Consider the following 19,827-nt stretch of genomic DNA (forward strand, 5'->3'; position numbering starts at 1 on the left):
TCGTTGCCTTCTTTTGTTTCAAGCAGATGTATTCGCTTTAAAAACCCAAGTCATAATATGGTCTTGTTCCACTTTCCAGCCGCCTTGATAATGTTCTAAGAGTTGATGCCGATTTCGTATTTCTGATGTAAAAACTAAAAATAATTTTTGGTTTTCAAAATCAATATCCACTACAGAAGCTTCTAAAAAATCGATGTATTGTTTAGCAATAGGATATACAGCTTTATATAAGCTTTCTTTAACAGAAAAGATTAAGCTTACAAATTGAGAAAAATCAAAAAACTCAGAGGCTTTAATCTTCCAAAGTTCAAGTTCAGAAGGCGTTAAAATAAGATGTGCACTCTCTTGAGCAAATTCAGAGCTTACCCAGTGCTCAATATCAATTCCCAAATAAATCGCATTGTGAGATAGCGCAACGATCAACTTATTTTGTGAATGACTAATACTACCCAAAACATGGGGTGGCCAGATGGGCAAATGTTCGTGCATAGATGTTAGTGGCTGATCTAAATCTAAATGATGTTTTAAAACAGCTTGAGCCAATATCCTTCCACATAAATATTCATGTTGGCGTTTAGGATGGGCTTGAATAATTTTTTGGGGATGCTCTAATTGCTGATCTATATGTAAATTCAGTGTTTTTAATAAGTCTAAACCATAACAATAGAACGGCATTTTAAATAAAATTGGTTTAGAAATTTCGAAAATCAAGCCACAAAGAGACTCAGGAATATATAAATAATCACTTACAGCATTTGACATCAAATAAAGAATTTTTAACGAGTTATCTCCTATCTTATCGCATGGCAACATATCTATAAATAATTATATTTATCATTTGATAATAATTATTATTTACTTATACTATTGGATAAATTTTCCCCTTAATTTATTTAAAAATATTGATCATGAAACTTATAGGACTTTTTTTGACCCTGTTGGGAGCGGTCAGTGTCTATTGTAGTCATAGCAACCAAAACCTGTTATCTCAACATCTTCCCACTCTATTTAAGTATTTAGGCCTGTTGTTTTTAATCATTGGATTAATTGCACTCTTTGCCAGCTTACCCAAAGTTGTTGCCGCTTTTTGTTGGTTCATGCTTATCATTTTTGCATGGTCGTTCCTTCCTTTTATGGCGCTTTTTAAACGGAAACTGGTTTCATGAAAGCTAAAATTCAGTCTCCTATTCAGCCAGACTGGTGGAGTAAAACCTTTGCTGGTGGTGTTCTAGGGTTAAGCCTTGCCATTGCTTTTGGCAACCTGATTGTTTTATTGGGGCAGCCTTATATTTCGATGGATCTTTTGGCCCAATTAGGCATGTGGAGTGTTCCTTGGGTTTGGATGCCAATTATGTTTGGCACCTATTTCTTTGTGACAGGAAGACAAGCAATGGTTTATTTATTTGTTGCCAACGTACTGGCTTATAGCTGTGTGTTTCTAATTCGGGGTTAAACAATGAAAGTACGTTCGGATATCATGAAACTTGCAAAAAGCATGCATACTTGGGTGGGTGTATGTGCAGGGATTTTGCTTTTTATCTGCTTTTTTGCTGGCGGCCTCAGCATGTTTCAGCACCATATTAGTAAGTGGGCTACGCCAACGCAGCAAGTTTTACCTAAAGTCTTACCCAACCAATATAATGAGGTTATTCAGAAAGTACAGGCTGCCTATCCTGCTGCACAAAAGAACTTCACACTAAATTTATCGTCGAATGAGTTTCACTATGCGCCCATTACGTGGAGTGAACATGAACGTGGAGATGGCTTTAATGCTGCTCAGACCACGTGGATGGCAAGCTTAGATGACAAAGGTCAATTAATTGTTGCTCAAGAAAACTTATCTAAAGCAGGTTGGCTGATAGAACAGCTGCATGAAACAGCAGGTATACCTGGCATGGCAGGCCATCACGGATTGGGTCTCTATGTGATGGGTGTGGTTTCGATTTTATATTTTCTTGCTCTGCTTTCGGGTGTAATCATACTTTTACCAACATTAGTGAAAGATTACTTTGTCATTCGCCCTGGTAAGAATAAAAAGCGCTTTTGGTTAGATGCGCATAACGTGATTGGAATTACCAGCCTACCGTTCCACATCATTATTAGTATTAGCGTAATTGTCTTTGCTTTTCATGACTTTTTTTATGATGCTATTGGACAACTTGCTCTAAAAGGACAGCCTGTTTTTCAGCGTTCTCCCCCTGCGCTTATTCAGCCTAAACAAACACAAATCGATGTGCAGCAAATATTAGCTCAAGCCAAAAAAGTTGCGCCTGAATATTCAGTTGACTATATCCAGTTCAGTGGCCTAGATAAACCTGAAAAAGCCAATGCACGTATAGCTTTATATAGTTCAGATCAGATGTTACGTGGTGCGAATCAAGACTTTATGCGTATGAACCCGTACGCGGTTGAGCACTTTAATCATAAAGGTATTAACACACAGACTGATGCTGGTAATAAGTTAATCAATGCAATGTTTAGCCTACATTTTGGGAGTTTTGGTGGCACAGGCGTACGTTGGATCTATTTTGTTTTAGGTGTTGGTGGTGCTTTCTTATTTTATACGGGCAACATTCTTTGGGTTGAAACTCGTGCACGTAAGCAAAAGCGTGCTGAAGATCCTATTCCCGTGCAGCGTAAAGATGTAGTGTTCCTTGCGAACTTAACCATTGGTGCGTGCTTAGGATGTGTTTTAGCAGTAGTGGGCACAATGTTGGCCAGTCGTTGGCTTTTCGCAGCATTCAATATTGAAAGTATGAATCACCTCTTTATGTATGGTTATTATGCAATTTTCCTACTGACCTTGGCTTATACCTTTGTCATTGGCTATGCAAAAGCTTTACCTCAACTGCTGTTAACCTTGGTTTTGGTGTTATTTGCGATTCCTCTTACGTCTCTTGCGGCCTACTTAATTCCACAAAGTGGTTTATGGGTACATGGTGGAGAAATTTTGCTGGTTGATTTCTTGGCTGTCATTTTTGCTTTGGCTTTCTGGCGTTTTTATCAACAAGCCCAAGATCGTCTAAAATCTGCTCCAACTGGCAGTTTATGGGCTAGCTAACAACCATAAAGCGACAAGACTGAAATAATGTGTGAAATATGAAAATTTATAAAATCCACATTGTTTCGGTCAGTTGTTTAATTTCTTGAATATCATGACTCACATAAATCATCGGAATTTTTATTTCCTCTTTTACTTTCTGAAAAAAAGGAATAATTTCAGCTTTATGGTTCGCATCTAGTGCTGATAAAGGCTCATCAAGTAATAACAGCTTAGGTGAATATAACAATGCTCGACCCAGTGCCACGCGCTGTTTTTCACCTCCTGAGAGCTTGATTGGCATACGTTGTAATAAGTGCCCTAACTTTAATAACTCAATAATGTAATCTGCTTCAAAGTGACGTTCTTGTTGGGAAAGATGCTTAAAACCAAATAATAAGTTTTGCTTTACCGTTTTATGCGGAAAAAGTTGAGCATCTTGAAAAACCAGTCCAACATGGCGCTTTTGCGTGCTCAAATTAATTTTTTGATCTGAATCAAACCATGTTTGGCCCTGTATTTTAATGAGTCCACTACGTGGTGTATTTAATCCTGCAATGGCATGTAATATTGAAGTTTTACCAGAACCAGAGGCACCAAATAAGCCAATAACAGAAGCATCTGACTGGAAACTAGGTTCAATAAGAAATTGACCCATTTGAAGCTGAAAACGGCAATCAATCAACATAACTCTACCGCCCTAAGCGCTTTTTTTGATAACGATGAAACCACTGTGCAAACCATAGCGCTAAAAATGCCACGCTTAAAGATAAGACAATCAGCCTTTGAATCACAGTCTCTGTATCTGGTTGTTGCATCAGGCTATACATGGCCAAAGGTAAGGTTCTTGTTTCATCAGAGATATTGCCAACAAAAGTAATGGTGGCCCCAAACTCACCTAAACTACGACAAAAACATAAAATGGCACCAATTAAAATACCACTACTAGCGAGTGGTAAAGTGACATGAAAAAATGCCCCTAAAGATGAAGCACCTAATGTCTTTGCTGCCATTTCTAAACGTTGATCAACTAGCTCAATCGCTAGGCGAATTGATTGCACCAAGAGTGGAAAACCCATCACTGCCGAAGCAAGAACTGCCCCTTTCCAGTTAAATGCAAACTCCAATCCTAAAGGTGCTAAGTATTGCCCAATAATGCCGCGGTTTCCAAAGACTTGTAATAGCAAATAACCTGGCACAACCGGGGGCAGTACCAATGGTAAAAAGACCAATGTTTCAATGAATGACTTACCCCAGAACTCTTTACGTGCCAAAAACCATCCCACACAAATTGCAGGAATAATGCTGATCACAAGACAACTTGCCGCTACCTTACAAGAAAGTTGTAGCACGCTGAGCTCTTCTGGGGTTAAAGAGAACATCATGGTTTTGCTGGAGCCAACACGCTAAAGCCATATTTTTTAAAAACAGCTTTGGCTTGATTGCTTTGTAAAAACTGGTAGAACTTTGTTGAGTTCGAATTCTTTTTAATCATCCCTATAGGATAAATAATTGGTGAATGTGTATTTTCTGGAAATACGCCTGCTACCTTCACGTCTTTACTAATCGCTGCATCGGTTGCATAAACAATACCAACCTGACACTCACCACGCGCAACAAAGTTTAATGCCGCTCGAACATCTTCTGTTTCAACTAACTTTGGCTCAATACGGCTCCACCAACCTAAATTGGTAAAAGCTTGTTTAGCATATTTGCCTACAGGCACACTTTTGGTATCCCCTGTACAAATCTTGCCTTTAAACACTTTGTTTGGGTCGGTGGTTTTATCTAGTTTTACATTTAGTGACTGCCCTTTAGGGGTAATTAGAACCAGACGGTTGCCTAATAAATTTATACGGTCATTTGCAGCAACTAATTTTTTATTTTGTAGATAATCCATCCACTGGGTATCGGCTGAAATAAAGATATCGGCTGGTGCCCCAGCTTCAATTTGTTTAGCTAATGTCGATGAACCTGCATACGAAGTTTTGACTTCTATATTATTTTGTTTTTCGTAAATTTTTTCTAAATCGTTAATTGCATTAGTTAAGCTCGCTGCTGCATAAACAGTAACCGATTCAGCTTTGGCTGGAATATTAAAAACCAATCCTATGCTGAGCACCGAACAAGCTAGAGCCAATTTTTTTATCTTCGTATTACTTACCATTATGTTTTACCTTTTTTGTCTTTTTTTGCAGCGATATATACCCAAGAATATAGCGCTACACAAAGATTATGAAAAGCATAATTCGTTAAATATAGATGACCGGAATGAAGGTAAATAGTGCAATTCGTATTTTGATCTTCATTTTGGTGCACTCTGTGGCGGCGTTAACCATTTAAGAGCACTATATAAAACTCATTTTCTTTAAATATTAGTGAATAATTTCATTAGTTTTATGGTCATCACCATGCCAAAAATCACATAGCGATGACCATAAAGATCTGTAAACAGATCAGTCGTTTATGCCAGCCACTTTTTTAGATACACAATAAAAAACGCCTATTCCCGACCATCTTTTACGATAGTACAGAATAGACGCCATTGTCTGTGTAACTGAAAATTGCAGCAGTGCTTTTTCAGCGTGCACTTTTTATTAAGCAAAAGTTATACCAAATTAAAAAAGATTCAGTCACTACAAAGTCTTTTAATTTAATTTTTTAAATAGCTACTCATAATTTGATAATCATGTTCTAAGGCTTGTCGAGCATTAATTTCCATTTGTCGGTAGTGTTGTAAGACTTTCAAGCCTAAAGCTGTGACCGCTGCCCCACCACCATGTGTTCCACCCGTTTGAGTTTCAACTAAAGCTGTTTCGAAGCACTGATTCATGGTGTCTACCAACTGCCATGCACGGCGGTAGCTCATATTCATAGATTTTGCCGCTTGTGAGATCGAACCAGTTTTCTCAATTGCCTCAAGTAAGTCTGCCTTTCCAGGACCAAATGCGATGTTCTGCTCTAAAAGAATTCTAATCTGTAATTTTAAGTTTTGTTCTTTCATAGGCTTAACTCACAAGGTTTCACTTTATGCTCTTTAGGATTATAGGGAAGTTTAAGAAGATAAGACACCATACAAATTTAGAATCCTCATTACTCCCTTGAAAATAATTTTATTAAAAAATCAAAACTGCACAAAGTGGATAAAGATCTGGAAAAAACGGATAGAGGTAAAGGTCTAATCGCGGTTCAATCAGTTAAAAGCTGAATGAATAGGATTGAGCAAATGACCTCATCTAATTTAAAACAATGGAATGATTTTGTAGATGGATGTATCGACTTCCGTCCTAACGATGGTGTGTTTCGTATTGCACGTAATATGTTTACTGAGCCTGAACTATTTGACTTGGAAATGGAACTTATTTTTGAAAAGGTTTGGATTTATGCATGTCACGAAAGTGAGATTCCAAACAATCATGATTTCCTAACAGTTCAAATTGGTCGTCAGCCGATTATTGTGAGCCGTGATGGTAAAGGCGAATTACACGCCATGGTCAATGCTTGTGAGCACCGCGGCGCAACATTAACACGCGTTGCTAAAGGCAACCAATCTACATTTACTTGCCCATTCCACGCATGGTGCTACAAATCAGATGGCCGCTTGGTGAAAGTCAAAGCACCTGGTGAATATTGTGAAGATTTTGATAAATCAAGCCGTGGTTTAAAACAAGGCCGCATTGCCAGCTACCGTGGTTTTGTATTTGTAAGCCTTGATACTCAAGCAACAGATTCACTAGAAGACTTTTTGGGTGATGCAAAACTGTTCCTTGATTTAATGGTTAACCAGTCACCAACAGGCGAACTCGAAGTATTGCAAGGCAAATCATCTTATACCTTCGCAGGTAACTGGAAACTACAAAACGAAAATGGCTTAGATGGGTACCATGTAAGTACTGTTCACTATAACTATGTCTCTACAGTCCAACATCGCCAACAAGTCAATGCATCAAAAGGTGCTGAACTTGATACGCTTGACTATAGCAAGTTAGGTGCGGGTGATTCCGAGACTGATGATGGCTGGTTCAGCTTCAAAAATGGTCATAGCGTATTGTTTAGTGATATGCCGAACCCAACAGTTCGTCCGGGTTACAGCACAGTTATGCCTTATTTAGTCGAAAAATATGGCGACAAATATGCTGAGTGGGCAATGCATCGTTTAAGAAACTTGAACTTGTACCCTAGCCTATTCTTTATGGATCAAATTAGTTCACAGCTTCGTATTATTCGCCCTGTCGCTTGGAATAAAACTGAAGTCATCAGTCAATGTATTGGTGTTAAAGGTGAATCTGTTGAAGCACGCCGTAACCGTATTCGCCAGTTTGAAGACTTCTTTAATGTATCAGGTCTTGGTACACCAGACGATTTAGTCGAATTTCGTGAACAGCAAAAAGGTTTTCAGGCACGACTTGAACGCTGGAGCGATATTTCTCGTGGTTGTCAGTCTTGGGAATATGGAGCGACCAAAAACTCACAAGACTTAGGCATTGAACCTGTCATTACTGGCCGTGAGTTTACCCATGAAGGGCTCTATGTAAATCAACATGGACACTGGCAACGTCTAATGCTCGATGGCTTAAACAAGAAAGCGCTGAAAATGCAGGATATTACTTTCGAAAACAATGCCGTAATGGATGAGGTGTAACCATGTCACAAGAACTATATTTTGCTGTATCTCAGTTTTTGTACAAAAAAGCAGAACTTTGTGATGCTTATGACTGGGATGCCTATTTAGAACTTTACGATGAAGATAGTGAATATCATATTCCGCAATGGATTGATGACCATAACTATGTTCAAGATCCGAATCAGGGCTTGTCTTATATTTATTACGCAGACCGCACTGGACTCGAAGACCGTGTATTCCGTATTCGTACAGGAAAAGCAGCTTCGGCAACGCCATTACCACGCACGTTACACAGCATGAATAACATTCGAGTTAAAACACTTGATGATGGCCTAATTGAAGCAAAAGTTGCATGGCAAACACTGTATAACCGTCAAGGTCTAGAAGGCTGTTTTTACGGACACGCTACTTATCTTTTACGTCAAACAGCAGATGGTTTCCGCATTCGTCGTCAGCACAGCATTTTGCTTAATGACAAGATTGATTCCGTTTTAGACTTCTATCACGTTTAAGGGGAATGAAAATGGGACATTCAGTTGCACTCAACTTTGCCGATGGCAAAACCTTTTTCATTTCGGTAAATAAGGACGAATTGTTGCTTGATGCAGCAGTTCGCCAAGGAATTAACCTACCGTTAGACTGTCGTGAAGGTGTTTGTGGTACCTGTCAGGGACAGTGTGAAACAGGCATTTATGAACAAGAATATGTTGATGAAGATGCATTAAGTGAACGTGATTTGGCCGAGCGAAAAATGTTAGCTTGCCAGACGCGTGTGAAATCCGATGCAGCTTTTTATTTCGATCATGATTCTGCCATTTGTAATGCTGGCGATACCTTAAAAATTGAAACCAAAGTTACCGCGGTTGAGCTGGTCTCTGAGACAACAGCAATTTTGCATCTTGATGCAAGCAGTCATGCTGAGCAACTTCAGTTTTTGCCGGGACAATATGCTCGTTTGCAAATTCCTGAAACTGAAGATTGGCGTTCTTATTCTTTTGCCAATAGACCGAACGCAACCAATCAATTGCAATTCTTAATTCGTCTATTGCCAGACGGTGTCATGAGCAATTACTTGCGTGATCGCTGTCAGGTTGGACAAGCCCTATTCATTGAAGCACCTCTAGGTAGTTTCTATTTGCGCGAAGTACAGCGACCATTGGTTTTTGTTGCTGGTGGAACAGGATTATCAGCTTTCTTGGGAATGCTTGATAACTTGGTTGATCAACCAAACTCACCTGCCGTTCAGTTGTATTACGGCGTAAATAGTGAAACCGATTTATGTGAACAACAGCGTTTACATTCCTACGCAGAACAGCTTCCAAACTTTAGCTATCACCCGATTGTGACTAAGGCAACGGAAACTTGGCAAGGTAAAGCGGGTTATATTCATGAGCATTTAAATAAAGATCAACTGGCTGAACAGGCTTTTGATATGTATTTATGTGGCCCACCGCCAATGATTGAAGCCGTAAAAAATTGGTTAGATGAACAAGCCCTGCAAAACTACCGTATTTACAGCGAGAAGTTTTTACAGAGCAATACCTCACGTTAAAAGTATAAATAATTTAAAAACCACTGAAACCTGAAATGATTCAATATACTCTGTAAAGGGTATATTGAATTTTTATTTAAAAAATAAAAAACCTTTATATTCAATAATATAAAACAACAAATTCCGACAAAATAAATTGACCAGTTCGCTCGGATTTGCTATAAATTTTGATAGATCTTAAGGAATAAGATCATGATGAGATTAGCTTATAGCGCCTTTTATATCCCTCTATTCTATTTCTCGAATTTATTAAATTAATGGACAAAATCCGAATTAAAAATTTGAGAAAATCACATTAATTAGCGGTTAAATTGGTCTATATTTTGCTTATATCTTATTGTAATTTGCGAGTAACTTAATTTTTTAAGTGCCGTATTTACTTGCTGCACAGCGAAGTTTTAGAGCTTCTGCAACACAAGTAAATACAGGAGTGAGCCAAAAGGGATAAATATGAACCAAGCCAACTCCCCAGAACTCAGTGGACGTCATTTTCAAAATGAGTCTATCTTTACCAATCATAATTTGGTGTTTGATCATCACGATTTAAGCGAAACCTGCCGAAATGTAGGGCAAATTTTTAAACCGCATGATCTTAAAATCTCTCAACAGAAGCGAGATTTCAGTGCAACCATGCACCATGTTAAAACAGGTGCCCTGTCTATTAGTCGCTTGGAATATGGTGCGGATGTCATTATTGAACCTGATCATCTTGATAACTTTTACTTAATTCAAATCCCAACTCAAGGCTACGCAGAAATCGAGTTTGGTTCGCAAAAGTTTATTTCTTATTCTCAAGTTGCTTCTCTTATTTCCCCTCAGCAATCTTTACGTATGCGCTGGCACGCGAACTCACCGCAGCTCATTCTAAAAGTTTCAAAGGATGATTTTACTTACCATTGCCGTCAGCACATTGCCGATTCAGAAAACAACTTACTCGTTTTCGACCCAAAATTAGACTTTGCAACACAAAGTGGAGCCTATTTTTTACAACTCGTTAGAACATTGATGGATGCTTTAGCATGCGAACAACATCCACTCCATCACCCTCTAGCCTTTAAACAATTTGAGTCAAATCTGTTTAATGCACTGATTTATGGTCAACCTAATAATGCATTACATAAAATTGATCATTATAAAGAAAAAACGATCTCTCCTTATTTCGTGAAACGCACAGAAGCCTATATTAAAGAACATTTACATGAACCGCTTAATGTTGAAATTTTGGCTGAACATGCAGGTGTGAGTGTTCGAACGTTATTTACTGGTTTTAAAAATTATTTGGGGACGACCCCAATGTCTTATCTAAAAGAATTACGTTTTGAACAAGCTCATTTAGAGCTTATGCATAATGAAAATCTATCAGTAACAGATGTCGCATTTAAATGGGGATTTACCCATTTAGGCCGTTTTTCTCAAGAATATAAGCGCCGTTATGGTGAATTACCTTCTTCTACTCGCCGCTCTGGTCAAAGTGAAGGTACAGGCTTAATTACTTCAAATTTTTCTTAAAACAAATAGATAAAAGCCCTTTATATTTGTTGATATAAAAGGCTTTTCTTATGGCTTAAAAATGATGAACATAACGAACTTGTAGTCGCGTACCTTCTGGGCGGTTTTCAGCATCTTGCTCAAAATAAGCATTTGCAACCAAGTGGTCATTTTTAGAAAAACTATACATCGCACCTGGACCAATCGCCCAGACTTGCTCACGTCGACCTTTGACTTTTTCACCATCAACTTCGGTGTCCGTGACTTGTTTTAGCCAATAGCCATTTAGTCCTAAGCGGAACTGTTCGGTAATGGCATAGTCCGTTGCAAAGTTTGCATGAATTGCTTGCCCAGCTTGCATATCATTTGCTCCAGCAAAAGCATAGCTTGGGTCGTCATTTTTAAAGTTGTAGAGATAATGGATGCGTGTTGAAGCAGTCCATTTGGGGTTAAACCAATATGTTGCAGCCCAATAAGGATCAAATGAAACAGCGTTATTACTTGGGTTAATATCTTTTTGCTGATCATACTCGCCAGTGGGTAAATTTACCTGAAACTCAAAACGATGCACAAACTTCGGCCCTTGTGCGCCCATGACTGGATCGAACTGAATAAAAGGCCCAATCATAATGTCCCCAAAACCGCTTTGGGCCTTAATTCCAGCATTATTCAAGCCATCATCCATGTCCATTTTGCTGACAAAAGGAACCAGAAAATTTATGCCTAGACTGGCTTTATCTTTTACTCGGACATTCGATAAATAACTAATCTGCTCAACCAGTACTTGATAATTTAAATCTGTTTTAGGTAAACCGAGTTTTTGCCCCTCGCGATCAACCAATTTATTGCTATCGTAATTTTGAAAGTAGGTTTGAGCATACCAGCCGGGTCCTGCGGGTAATCCGCCATCGAGAAAGCTGGTCATACCTAAGTTTACGGTCGGTAAATCATAGGCATGTGTAACCAAAGGCAAACCCAATAATGTCCCTGCTAAAAAGCCATGTTTAATTAAAGTGCTTTTCATCTTCTTATTTCCTATAAAAAAATCACGACCGGATTGATCGTGATTATGGTGAATTAATGTGCTAATTCTGGATGCTCTGCGGCAATCCGATACTTTCCTGCATGAAATACCAAAGGTTCGCCTTGACGTTGTTGGTACTGTTCAATTTGTCCAATAAAAATCAGGTGATCTCCGCCTTCATACTGATTTACATTGCGGCAAACCAAGGTTGCGAGTGCATCGGTCAAAATTGGAACGCCCGCATTACATTGCTGATGTGCAACGCCGGCAAATTTGTCTTCAGCACCTCGAGCGAAATGTCCGGATAACTGATGATGCTCTTGTGCCAACATGTGAATGGCAAAATATTCAGCTTCTACAAAATCAGACAAACTTGGCGCTGTTTTTGAAAGACTCCACAAAATTAATGGCGGATCTAAAGACAGCGATGAAAATGAATTGGCTGTCATTCCTATTTTCCGACCATCTTTACCACGAGTTGTAATCACGGTAACGCCAGTTGCAAATTGTCCAAGTAAGTTACGGATTTCTCTTGGGTTTTCAGCATTAATCGCTTGTAAAGCTAAAGTTTCAATTGCGTCCATTTTTAAATCTCCCTTTGCTGTTTGCCCTTAAGCCACTTTTGCTATGGTTTTTGAAGCTAAGAATGCTTGAGCCTGATCTGCATCAAACCACCAAGGGGCAAAAGAGCGCGGGTCATCAAAGTTATTGGCCATAATTGAAGCAATGCTCTGGTTTTGGCTTGCAGCTCCTAATAGCTCAACCACATGCGGCTCTGGAGGTACTAACAGACTATTGGTCCAAGCCACCACTTTTTCTGCATAAGCCCAATAGCGTTCAAAGGTTTGAATCATCCATTGTTCGCTAAAGCTTTGATTATCATTGGCTAAAATGGCATCGAAATAGATTCTGCTACACTTAGCAGCATTGTTTGAGCCTTGACCGGTAATTGGGTCATTGACCACTAAGGCATCTGCCATACCAAAAATTTTCTTGCCAGAGGGTAATGTCAAAATTGGTTTGCGTACGGTCGGTGGGAAACGCCCTGCCAAATATCCATCTGCATCGGTTAACTCAACATTTGTGCAACGTTCATATTCCCAAGGCACAAATTTCTTGAGTAAGTCCAAACTACATTGCAGGTGCTGTTCAGGTGTTTTGACATCTTGCCAGCAGTCCATTGGACCATTTGGAATACCTTCAAACACCATAATGTCGCAAGGACCATTTACAGTGAGTGCAGGAAATGAAAAGTATTCACCGACTTCGGGAATAATGTTAAAAGTCACACGAGAGTATGGAGAAATTGGCTTCATGTTTTTGACGTAGGTCAATGCCAAAGCACGTTGAGGTTTATCAAAAACACTACGTGCATCATCACGCTCAAATTGTTTAACGACTTCGCCTTTACCAGCCGCAAGTAATACAAGCTCGTAGTCGTTTGCGAGTTGTTCTAATTCTTCTATACCCACATCTTGAATCACTAATCGACCGCCACGGCGTTCAAACTCTTCCATCCAATATGGCATTTTGACGCGTTGATCGACCGATTGAGCGTAGCGCTCAAGACGAGCACTCCATTCAAATGCTTTACCACCATTTTCAGGGTTAACTAAAGCCAGCCCAATGCCTTCCACCGCTGGACATTGTTCTTCCCAAAAATTTAAACCTAAGTCACGTTCAGTTTGTAAAGCGCTATGAAACATACACTGGCTTGACATGACTTTACCTTGACGGATTTCATCGGCAGTTCGGTTTGTGATCATTGTCACGTCGTAACCTGTATCTAGTAAGCCCAAACCAAGCTGTAAACCAGACTGTCCTGCTCCAACAATTGCAATACGGCGCATAATCTTCTCCATAATTTTCTAAATGTGCTTTTAAAACGCTGTGCTATTCGGCTAAACGTGGAATAGCGGGCTGTGATCCTTCAGGGCCCATCACTGAATATCCACCGTCGACGGCATAATCTGCTCCGGTGACGAAACTCGCAGCGGGTGACAATAAAAACAAAACAACATTGGCGACTTCTTCGGGATGACCCAATCGGCCTAGTAAGTGATAATCGGCTGCCACGCTATCGGCTTTTTCACGGTTATTGCTACTGACTTCTGCAATCACACGAGACCATGTCCAACCCGGTGAAACGGAGTTAACACGAATACCATCGGCAGCAAAATCCATTGCCATACTTTGTGTGAGTTGACGTATTGCGGCTTTTGAAACTGGATATAACCAACGCCCTGTTTGTGCCACTTTGGCCGAGATTGAAGTAAAATTAACGATTGAACCTTGCTGCTTTTTTAGGTCATTGTATAAAGCACGGCTCAGCTCAACGGTAGAGACCAAATTAATATCGAGTGCTTGTAACCAGTCCTGACGTGAAGATTTAAAACCGTCATCTAAATATGTACATGCCAAATTCACCAAGTAACTCACTTCACCTAAATGTTGGTGAATATCTGCCACAGCTTGTTGAATAGCCGCATCACTGGTTAAATCTGTTTGAATAAACATCACATCATGGTTAAAGCTTTCGGCAATTGCTTTGCCTTTGGCATCAATATCTAAAATAGCGACATGAGCGCCTGCACTAACTAAGGCTTGCACAACGGCCTTACCAATGAGTGTTGCGCCACCGCTCACCACAGCGATTTTTCCTTTTAAATCTATATTCATTGCAGATTCTCCTTAATTGACTGGCTTGCCTTCACTACTTGACCAAGATGGCATCAAGGTATTTGAAGGAATATCTTCATCAAGAAGTTTTCGTGCTGTCTGTACGCCTGCAACTGGTAAGCTTGTTGGGTCTAATAATCCAATTTGAACAAGTACAGACGCTTGATCCCAGTAAATATGCTCATGGCACAGCTTTGACCCTCTAAACTGGATCACACCCAACATTGGAATCTCGACATATTTGCCAGTTGGCTTTACACCCGGTAATAACCAGTCAATTTCAGCATCGTGGGTAAAGCTCATAATGAACTCGTCTACCACTTGCGTTGAGCCAACGGTACGAGAGACCGAGGTGATCTTCATATCTTTCGGGTTTTGATGAACAAAATGGTACTGATAAAAACGGGCAAGCTGGCTGTGGCCTACACCACCCGTTAAGGTAGGAATATGGTTGACATACGGTTCTGCGACCATCGTTGCCATAGTTGCTGGCACGTCACGCGTATCGAACTCATGTCGAATATGTTCTTCCCACAAGGCAACTAGGTCATATTTCGGTCCAATCGTTTCATGTAGCGCGGTTACTGTACGCTCGTGCGCAAAGCGCGCTGAAGGTTTGTGATAATGATTGCTTTTTGGACGTGCAAATGCATGGTCGACACCTTCGTAAACATAAGCTTGTACATTTGAATATTGGTGTGCTGCATCGACAATCGCTTGTCTAGCATCTGGCGGCGTAAATTGGTCAAGTTCTGCAATATGTAAAACCAAGCGCCCTTTTACATTAGCTAACTCGTCCAACGCTTTTTCGATGCCTACGCCGTAATAACCTACGGCACATGCCACTTCCGGAAGTCGACAGCCTGCAAGATAAGCAAGCTTTCCACCTAAACAGTATCCCACCACACCAAGGCCTGTAGAGGTGTCACATTCTGGTCGAGTCTTTAAAAAAGATAAGCAGTCTTGAATATCTTCAACACCGAGGTTTTCGTCATATTGCTGATAAAGCTCGAAAGCTTTTTGAAAATCTTCTGGTGTATAACTCAGTTCAATATTAGTTGCTACACGCCAAAATAGATCAGGAACTAAAACGGTATAGCCTTCTTCTGCAAGAAAGTCTGCCTTTTCCCGCATGGCTGAATTCACCCCAAAAATTTCCTGACAAAGTACCACCCCTGGCCCCTTTCCTGTTTCTGGTGTTGCTAGATACGCACTGAACTGTTTTCCAGATGCAGTTTTAATTTGAACGGTTTGACCAGCCATAGTGTCAACTCCTGACATTGTTATGGCTTTATCTTCTATCCGAATATTTTTTTAGACTGTCCAAAAGCTGCAAGCACTATCCAATCTGTGCGCAATTATGAAAAAAGATAGCAATGGATAAAACATATAAAAGAATAAAGTTAATGAATTTCAATATTTTAATATAAAAAATAAAAATGCTGCTTTTTATCTAATTTGGAAAAAATGGATGAAGATTAGGACTTATTGGATAGTGAGTACTGGCTAAAAATAGTTCAATCAAAGTCATGTAATTAGTTTGATTACATAAGAAAAGCTCAGTCATTTTTCTAAATTAAGGCACTTTATTTATGCATCGACCAAAGCCAATTTATGGACACAACAAAACGTTAATGCTCATCAACATTTTATGTTGTAGTGCATTTTCTACTCAGGCTTATTCAGCGGATGAAGAATGGAAATTTACATTAAAAAATGCATATATAGATAGAAACTATGACAACCCAGATGTAAAAGACACGGGTAGCTGGTCACAATCCGTCTCTCTATTTTATAACTCTAATATGCACGACACGCCGTTAGAAATTGGTGGAACTCCGATTCAAATTGGAGCAAATGCCTCAGCACAATATGCGGTTCGTTTAAGCCAAGATAAACATGTTGCAGATACGGTATTACCTTTTGATAAAGCGACGCAATCCCAAGCACCTGATTATCTAAAATATGGCGCGACCTTAAAGTTGGGCTATAACAAGACGCTACTAAGCATTGGTGAATTATGGCTGGATTTACCCGTAACCACTGTAGATGCAAGTCGTCAGCTACTGACCTCTTATTGGGGAACCAACCTTAAGTCTCAATTGAGCGATAACCTTTTTGCCGAAATTGGTCGAATCGAAAAAGTATCGCCACGAAATGAAGAAGACTTTCATCGATTTTCTTTTACCTCAAAAGGCGTGACTGGCTACTCCGATGGCCTTAACTACATAGACCTGCGCTATCAAATCACTCCTACTTTGAAAGGCGAATATTACTTCGGAAATATGGAGGATTTATATAATAAACATTATGTCGGCGTTGACCACATATGGAAGAACTCCAATTTTTCGATCAATTCAAAATTCAAATATTTCAATGCCAAAGATAATGGAAATCTTTTCGACATCGATGCGCAAAATGTAGGTTTATTAGAAACGCTCAAAGTAAAAAATCACAGCTTTGGTTTAGGTTATCAACAAATTATTGGCGAGTCTGCCTACCCACTACCTGATGGGTTCTTGCCTGAAACTTATTTTATTAACTGGAACACGACTGGTTTCTTCAAACAAGATGAAAAGTCTTATCACTTCATCTATGGCTATGACTTTAAAGATTATGTACCCGGTTTAAATACAACTTTGAAGTATGTATATGGCGATCACTTTAAAACAGCCGATGGCTTAAAGAACAAAGAAAGTGAAGCAAACGTTATTGTCAATTATGCCCTTCAACAGCCTTTTCTCAAAGGTCTAGCTCTTCAGTACATCTTTATCAATTACGACGTTAAGCATGGAAACGATTTTTCAGAAAACCGTTTCTTTGTTAATTACAGCAGAAAATTTTAATGAGTTAAGGAATACATATGAAAACGATAGATGCAAATTCGGTAATCAACCGCGAAAAACTGTCCCCATTGCAGTGGATGGTTTTTATCCTAGGATTTTTTGTCTTCTTCTGTGATGGCTTAGACACAGGAATTATTGGTTTTATTGCTCCCGCATTGCTTGATGATTGGGGAATTACCAAGCCTCAACTTGCTCCTGTTTTAAGTGCCGCTTTAGTCGGCATGTCAATTGGTGCCATTATTTCAGGGCCGTTGTCTGATAAATTTGGGCGTAAAGGCGTCATTGTTTTTACAAGCCTTTTATTTTCAATATTTACGATTTTGTGTGGCTTTGCCGACTCGACTCAAGACTTAATGATTTATCGTTTTATTACAGGTGTAGGTTTGGGAGCAGCCATGCCAAACATCAGTACCATTGTCTCTGAATATATGCCTGTAAAACGTAAAGCATTCCTAACAGGATTAGCAGGTTGCGGTTTTATGCTGGGTATTTCTTGTGGCGGTGTGTTATCAGCTTATCTGTTAGAAAGTTATGGCTGGGCCAAAGTCATTATTATTGGTGGAAGTATTCCCCTCATTTTAGTGGTTGCCTTATTACTTAAATTACCTGAATCAACTCAATACTTAATTACGCGCCAACAACAAGATAAAGCACAACGAATTTTAGAAAATATTCAAGGGCATCCATTCCAAGAACCAGTAAAACTTGTCTTGGCTCAAACAGAAACAGCATCAGAGGAAAATCCGGTTAAAATCGTTTTAGGAAAATACCTTTGGGGTTCAAGCATGCTTTGGTTGTGCTGCTTTACCAGCCTATTGGTGTTTTATCTTTTAACAAGCTGGATGCCAACAATTTTAAAAACAGCTGGTTTTACGACGCAACAATTTAGTTTAATTGCAGCTATTTTCCCTTTTGGTGGTGTGATTGGTGCAACCATTATGGGTTGGTACATGGATAAACTGAACCCAACCACAGTGATTAAATACTCTTATTTAATTGCTTTTGGGCTATTCATTGTCGCAGGCTTAGTCAGTTCAAATATTTTCTTATTGGGTATTACCATTTTCTTAATTGGTGCATTACTTGCTGGTGCTCAATCTTCTTTACTTCCACTTGCAGCTATTTTCTATCCAGCGGTGTGCCGCGCGGTTGGCGTTTCGTGGATGCATGGTATTGGTCGTATCGGTGCAATTATAGGAGCTTTCTTTGGATCGCTCATTTTCACGTTTAACTTAAGTTTAAGCGGTATTTTCTTTATTCTTGCATTACCAACCTTCATTTCATTTATTGCCCTTAGTCTTAAAGTCATTTATGAAAAATCTAAAAGTAAGCAAGTATTGAATCTTGAAAATAGTATTTAAAATATAGAGATAAATAAAAACCCTGATTGAATTAATTCAATCAGGGTTTTTATTAGTTAAGAGGTTAAATGCTTAAAAAATTTTGCCCTTCGTTTCACTTGGTTTTTCACCAAACTCTTCGCGATATTCTTGAGAAAAACGACTTAAATGATTAAATCCCCAGTCATAAGCAAGCTTAGAAATAGATACTTTTCTATCCGCTCCTGTGGTGCTCAAGATTTTATAAATTTGTTGGAGACGATATTTTTTTAAATACGACATTGGACTGGTGCCGTAGTATTGTTGAAATTCATCATACAATTTTGATTTTGAAACTCCAGCTAGACGTTGCAAGTCTTCTGCACAGATTTCTTCATGCGCATGTTCAATAATGAAATTCCGCACCTTTCGGATATAGGCTGGTTCATCCTGATGCGAAAGTAACTTTAAACTTTCGGAATAATTATTTTCTTGAGATAAAAGTAAGGCTTTAATTACAAAATTTTCATAGTCTTCAGATAACATCTGCAAACCATAAAAATTGCTATATTGAGATTTTAACTGTAAAAAATTCTGAATATTTTTCCACCATGCACCAATCAGTTGTTCCGAGTCCAGATGCATTTCTGGATTAAAAATGATGGGAGCATCTACCGGTTTGTTCAGTAGATCTGCAAGAACAATTTGCATGCTTCGTTCTGGAATAACCACCTGAAATTTTCGACAATCTTTATCAATAATCAAATCTTGCTGATCGTTATTTGAAACAATAAGTCCTCTGTTTTCATCAGACTGATAATGAGCACCACGAATGTTGAGAGCTTGTCTTCCTTGTATCGGTAAGCTAATGCTATAAGCTTTTAGATTAGAGATGTTAATGGCAACATTTGCACCATAACTGATTGTGCCAATTGCCATTTTTTTATTAGGCAGGCGCATTCCATCATAGTGAAAATCGAGAGTGTCTTTGTAAATTGTGTCTAGACGGTGTTCACCACAAATCGTGGACATCAAATTCTGCGCAAATTCAGCTTTACGCGAATAATGATTGAGTTCCGTCTGTTGGCTGAGTGATATCATATCCTTTTCACCTAGCTAATAACTTATTGCTAAAAAAGCAACTTGTATGCCAATTAATATCCTTTAATTGACGAATTTTCCTGAAAAATATCTAATCAAGAAAGAGAGTAAAGATTACTTTCTCATACTCTATTAAATTTTAAAATTGGAAATA

General features: G+C 39.0%; 19 protein-coding genes. 8 read left to right on the forward strand and 11 right to left on the reverse strand.

What is annotated here, in order from left to right:
* Positions 1–18: 18 nt before the first annotated feature.
* Positions 19–762, reverse strand: a complete 744-nt coding sequence (locus HL290_RS05300; RefSeq protein WP_198495829.1) for a 4'-phosphopantetheinyl transferase family protein — start codon at positions 760–762, stop codon at positions 19–21.
* Positions 763–1,162: 400 nt separating this feature from the next.
* Between HL290_RS05300 and HL290_RS05305 the strand changes: the two genes are divergently transcribed.
* Positions 1,163–1,453 carry a hypothetical protein gene (locus HL290_RS05305; protein ID WP_003651724.1) on the forward strand — a complete coding sequence of 97 codons (291 nt, stop codon included), beginning with the start codon at positions 1,163–1,165 and terminating at the stop codon, positions 1,451–1,453.
* 3 nt (positions 1,454–1,456) lie between these two features.
* Positions 1,457–3,061 carry a PepSY-associated TM helix domain-containing protein gene (locus HL290_RS05310; RefSeq protein WP_198495830.1) on the forward strand — a complete coding sequence of 535 codons (1,605 nt, stop codon included), beginning with the start codon at positions 1,457–1,459 and terminating at the stop codon, positions 3,059–3,061.
* Between the two features lie 46 nt (positions 3,062–3,107).
* Here the strand turns inward: HL290_RS05310 and HL290_RS05315 are convergent, their stop codons facing one another.
* The 4 genes from HL290_RS05315 to HL290_RS05330 all read right to left on the reverse strand — a co-directional run bounded on the left by HL290_RS05315 (position 3,108) and on the right by HL290_RS05330 (position 6,044).
* The gene (locus HL290_RS05315) at positions 3,108–3,728 is read right to left on the reverse strand and encodes an ATP-binding cassette domain-containing protein (RefSeq protein ID WP_198495831.1); all 621 of its coding nucleotides are present in this window, start codon (positions 3,726–3,728) and stop codon (positions 3,108–3,110) included.
* Positions 3,729–3,732: 4 nt separating this feature from the next.
* Entirely contained in the window at positions 3,733–4,425 is a 693-nt protein-coding gene (gene modB / locus HL290_RS05320; protein WP_198495832.1) for a molybdate ABC transporter permease subunit, read from the reverse strand.
* The gene (modA, locus tag HL290_RS05325; protein WP_198495833.1) at positions 4,422–5,207 is read right to left on the reverse strand and encodes a molybdate ABC transporter substrate-binding protein; all 786 of its coding nucleotides are present in this window, start codon (positions 5,205–5,207) and stop codon (positions 4,422–4,424) included. The genes modB and modA overlap by 4 nt, the downstream gene beginning before the upstream one ends.
* A 486-nt stretch (positions 5,208–5,693) precedes the next feature.
* Complete coding sequence (locus tag HL290_RS05330) at positions 5,694–6,044, reverse strand: winged helix-turn-helix domain-containing protein (protein ID WP_045432433.1); 351 nt, start codon at positions 6,042–6,044, stop codon at positions 5,694–5,696.
* 222 nt (positions 6,045–6,266) lie between these two features.
* Here HL290_RS05330 and antA point away from each other — a divergent pair, with 222 nt between their 5' ends.
* The 4 genes from antA to HL290_RS05350 all read left to right on the forward strand — a co-directional run bounded on the left by antA (position 6,267) and on the right by HL290_RS05350 (position 10,725).
* On the forward strand, positions 6,267–7,682 hold the full coding sequence (gene antA / locus HL290_RS05335; RefSeq protein ID WP_198495834.1) for an anthranilate 1,2-dioxygenase large subunit: 1,416 nt from the start codon (positions 6,267–6,269) through the stop codon (positions 7,680–7,682).
* A 2-nt stretch (positions 7,683–7,684) separates the two neighbouring features.
* Positions 7,685–8,176, forward strand: coding sequence for an anthranilate 1,2-dioxygenase small subunit (gene antB / locus HL290_RS05340; RefSeq protein WP_003651713.1), 492 nt, complete (start codon positions 7,685–7,687; stop codon positions 8,174–8,176).
* Between the two features lie 5 nt (positions 8,177–8,181).
* Positions 8,182–9,216 carry an anthranilate 1,2-dioxygenase electron transfer component AntC gene (antC, locus tag HL290_RS05345; RefSeq protein WP_198495835.1) on the forward strand — a complete coding sequence of 345 codons (1,035 nt, stop codon included), beginning with the start codon at positions 8,182–8,184 and terminating at the stop codon, positions 9,214–9,216.
* 450 nt (positions 9,217–9,666) lie between these two features.
* Positions 9,667–10,725 carry an AraC family transcriptional regulator gene (locus tag HL290_RS05350; RefSeq protein WP_198495836.1) on the forward strand — a complete coding sequence of 353 codons (1,059 nt, stop codon included), beginning with the start codon at positions 9,667–9,669 and terminating at the stop codon, positions 10,723–10,725.
* A 55-nt stretch (positions 10,726–10,780) separates the two neighbouring features.
* On the opposite strand, the gene HL290_RS05355 is transcribed toward HL290_RS05350, so the two are convergent.
* Genes HL290_RS05355 through HL290_RS05375 form a run of 5 tightly spaced genes read right to left on the reverse strand, consistent with a single transcriptional unit; the run spans position 10,781 to position 15,670 of the window.
* Positions 10,781–11,728 carry a transporter gene (locus HL290_RS05355; RefSeq protein ID WP_198495837.1) on the reverse strand — a complete coding sequence of 316 codons (948 nt, stop codon included), beginning with the start codon at positions 11,726–11,728 and terminating at the stop codon, positions 10,781–10,783.
* 53 nt (positions 11,729–11,781) lie between these two features.
* Positions 11,782–12,312: a flavin reductase family protein gene (locus tag HL290_RS05360; protein WP_017389597.1), complete on the reverse strand. Its 531-nt coding sequence runs from the start codon at positions 12,310–12,312 to the stop codon at positions 11,782–11,784.
* A 27-nt stretch (positions 12,313–12,339) separates the two neighbouring features.
* Positions 12,340–13,578 carry a styrene monooxygenase/indole monooxygenase family protein gene (locus HL290_RS05365; protein WP_017389596.1) on the reverse strand — a complete coding sequence of 413 codons (1,239 nt, stop codon included), beginning with the start codon at positions 13,576–13,578 and terminating at the stop codon, positions 12,340–12,342.
* Between the two features lie 43 nt (positions 13,579–13,621).
* Entirely contained in the window at positions 13,622–14,407 is a 786-nt protein-coding gene (locus HL290_RS05370; RefSeq protein ID WP_017389595.1) for an SDR family oxidoreductase, read from the reverse strand.
* Between the two features lie 12 nt (positions 14,408–14,419).
* Complete coding sequence (locus tag HL290_RS05375; RefSeq protein ID WP_198495838.1) at positions 14,420–15,670, reverse strand: dienelactone hydrolase family protein; 1,251 nt, start codon at positions 15,668–15,670, stop codon at positions 14,420–14,422.
* Positions 15,671–16,041: 371 nt separating this feature from the next.
* Between HL290_RS05375 and HL290_RS05380 the strand changes: the two genes are divergently transcribed.
* The gene (locus HL290_RS05380) at positions 16,042–17,253 is read left to right on the forward strand and encodes an OprD family outer membrane porin (protein WP_413784447.1); all 1,212 of its coding nucleotides are present in this window, start codon (positions 16,042–16,044) and stop codon (positions 17,251–17,253) included.
* A gap of 17 nt (positions 17,254–17,270) precedes the next feature.
* A complete protein-coding gene (locus HL290_RS05385) occupies positions 17,271–18,614 on the forward strand; it encodes an MFS transporter (RefSeq protein ID WP_198495840.1) in 1,344 nt (447 codons plus the stop codon).
* A gap of 72 nt (positions 18,615–18,686) precedes the next feature.
* Here the strand turns inward: HL290_RS05385 and HL290_RS05390 are convergent, their stop codons facing one another.
* Complete coding sequence (locus tag HL290_RS05390; RefSeq protein ID WP_003651695.1) at positions 18,687–19,673, reverse strand: AraC family transcriptional regulator; 987 nt, start codon at positions 19,671–19,673, stop codon at positions 18,687–18,689.
* Between the last annotated feature and the right edge of the window lie 154 nt (positions 19,674–19,827).

Source organism: Acinetobacter sp. AC1-2, from assembly GCF_016124155.1.
In the GTDB taxonomy this organism is placed as follows: Bacteria; Pseudomonadota; Gammaproteobacteria; order Pseudomonadales; family Moraxellaceae; genus Acinetobacter; species Acinetobacter calcoaceticus.

Excerpts from the sequence above, each read along its gene's own strand:
- HL290_RS05300 (WP_198495829.1), bottom strand. The coding sequence starts at position 762 with ATGTCAAATGCTGTAAGTGATTATTTATATATTCCTGAGTCTCTTTGT.
- HL290_RS05305 (WP_003651724.1), top strand. The coding sequence starts at position 1,163 with ATGAAAGCTAAAATTCAGTCTCCTATTCAGCCAGACTGGTGGAGTAAA.
- HL290_RS05310 (WP_198495830.1), top strand. The coding sequence starts at position 1,457 with ATGAAAGTACGTTCGGATATCATGAAACTTGCAAAAAGCATGCATACT.
- HL290_RS05315 (WP_198495831.1), bottom strand. The coding sequence starts at position 3,728 with ATGTTGATTGATTGCCGTTTTCAGCTTCAAATGGGTCAATTTCTTATT.
- modB (WP_198495832.1), bottom strand. The coding sequence starts at position 4,425 with ATGATGTTCTCTTTAACCCCAGAAGAGCTCAGCGTGCTACAACTTTCT.
- modA (WP_198495833.1), bottom strand. The coding sequence starts at position 5,207 with ATGGTAAGTAATACGAAGATAAAAAAATTGGCTCTAGCTTGTTCGGTG.
- HL290_RS05330 (WP_045432433.1), bottom strand. The coding sequence starts at position 6,044 with ATGAAAGAACAAAACTTAAAATTACAGATTAGAATTCTTTTAGAGCAG.
- antA (WP_198495834.1), top strand. The coding sequence starts at position 6,267 with ATGACCTCATCTAATTTAAAACAATGGAATGATTTTGTAGATGGATGT.
- antB (WP_003651713.1), top strand. The coding sequence starts at position 7,685 with ATGTCACAAGAACTATATTTTGCTGTATCTCAGTTTTTGTACAAAAAA.
- antC (WP_198495835.1), top strand. The coding sequence starts at position 8,182 with ATGAAAATGGGACATTCAGTTGCACTCAACTTTGCCGATGGCAAAACC.
- HL290_RS05350 (WP_198495836.1), top strand. The coding sequence starts at position 9,667 with ATGAACCAAGCCAACTCCCCAGAACTCAGTGGACGTCATTTTCAAAAT.
- HL290_RS05355 (WP_198495837.1), bottom strand. The coding sequence starts at position 11,728 with ATGAAAAGCACTTTAATTAAACATGGCTTTTTAGCAGGGACATTATTG.
- HL290_RS05360 (WP_017389597.1), bottom strand. The coding sequence starts at position 12,312 with ATGGACGCAATTGAAACTTTAGCTTTACAAGCGATTAATGCTGAAAAC.
- HL290_RS05365 (WP_017389596.1), bottom strand. The coding sequence starts at position 13,578 with ATGCGCCGTATTGCAATTGTTGGAGCAGGACAGTCTGGTTTACAGCTT.
- HL290_RS05370 (WP_017389595.1), bottom strand. The coding sequence starts at position 14,407 with ATGAATATAGATTTAAAAGGAAAAATCGCTGTGGTGAGCGGTGGCGCA.
- HL290_RS05375 (WP_198495838.1), bottom strand. The coding sequence starts at position 15,670 with ATGGCTGGTCAAACCGTTCAAATTAAAACTGCATCTGGAAAACAGTTC.
- HL290_RS05380 (WP_413784447.1), top strand. The coding sequence starts at position 16,042 with ATGCTCATCAACATTTTATGTTGTAGTGCATTTTCTACTCAGGCTTAT.
- HL290_RS05385 (WP_198495840.1), top strand. The coding sequence starts at position 17,271 with ATGAAAACGATAGATGCAAATTCGGTAATCAACCGCGAAAAACTGTCC.
- HL290_RS05390 (WP_003651695.1), bottom strand. The coding sequence starts at position 19,673 with ATGATATCACTCAGCCAACAGACGGAACTCAATCATTATTCGCGTAAA.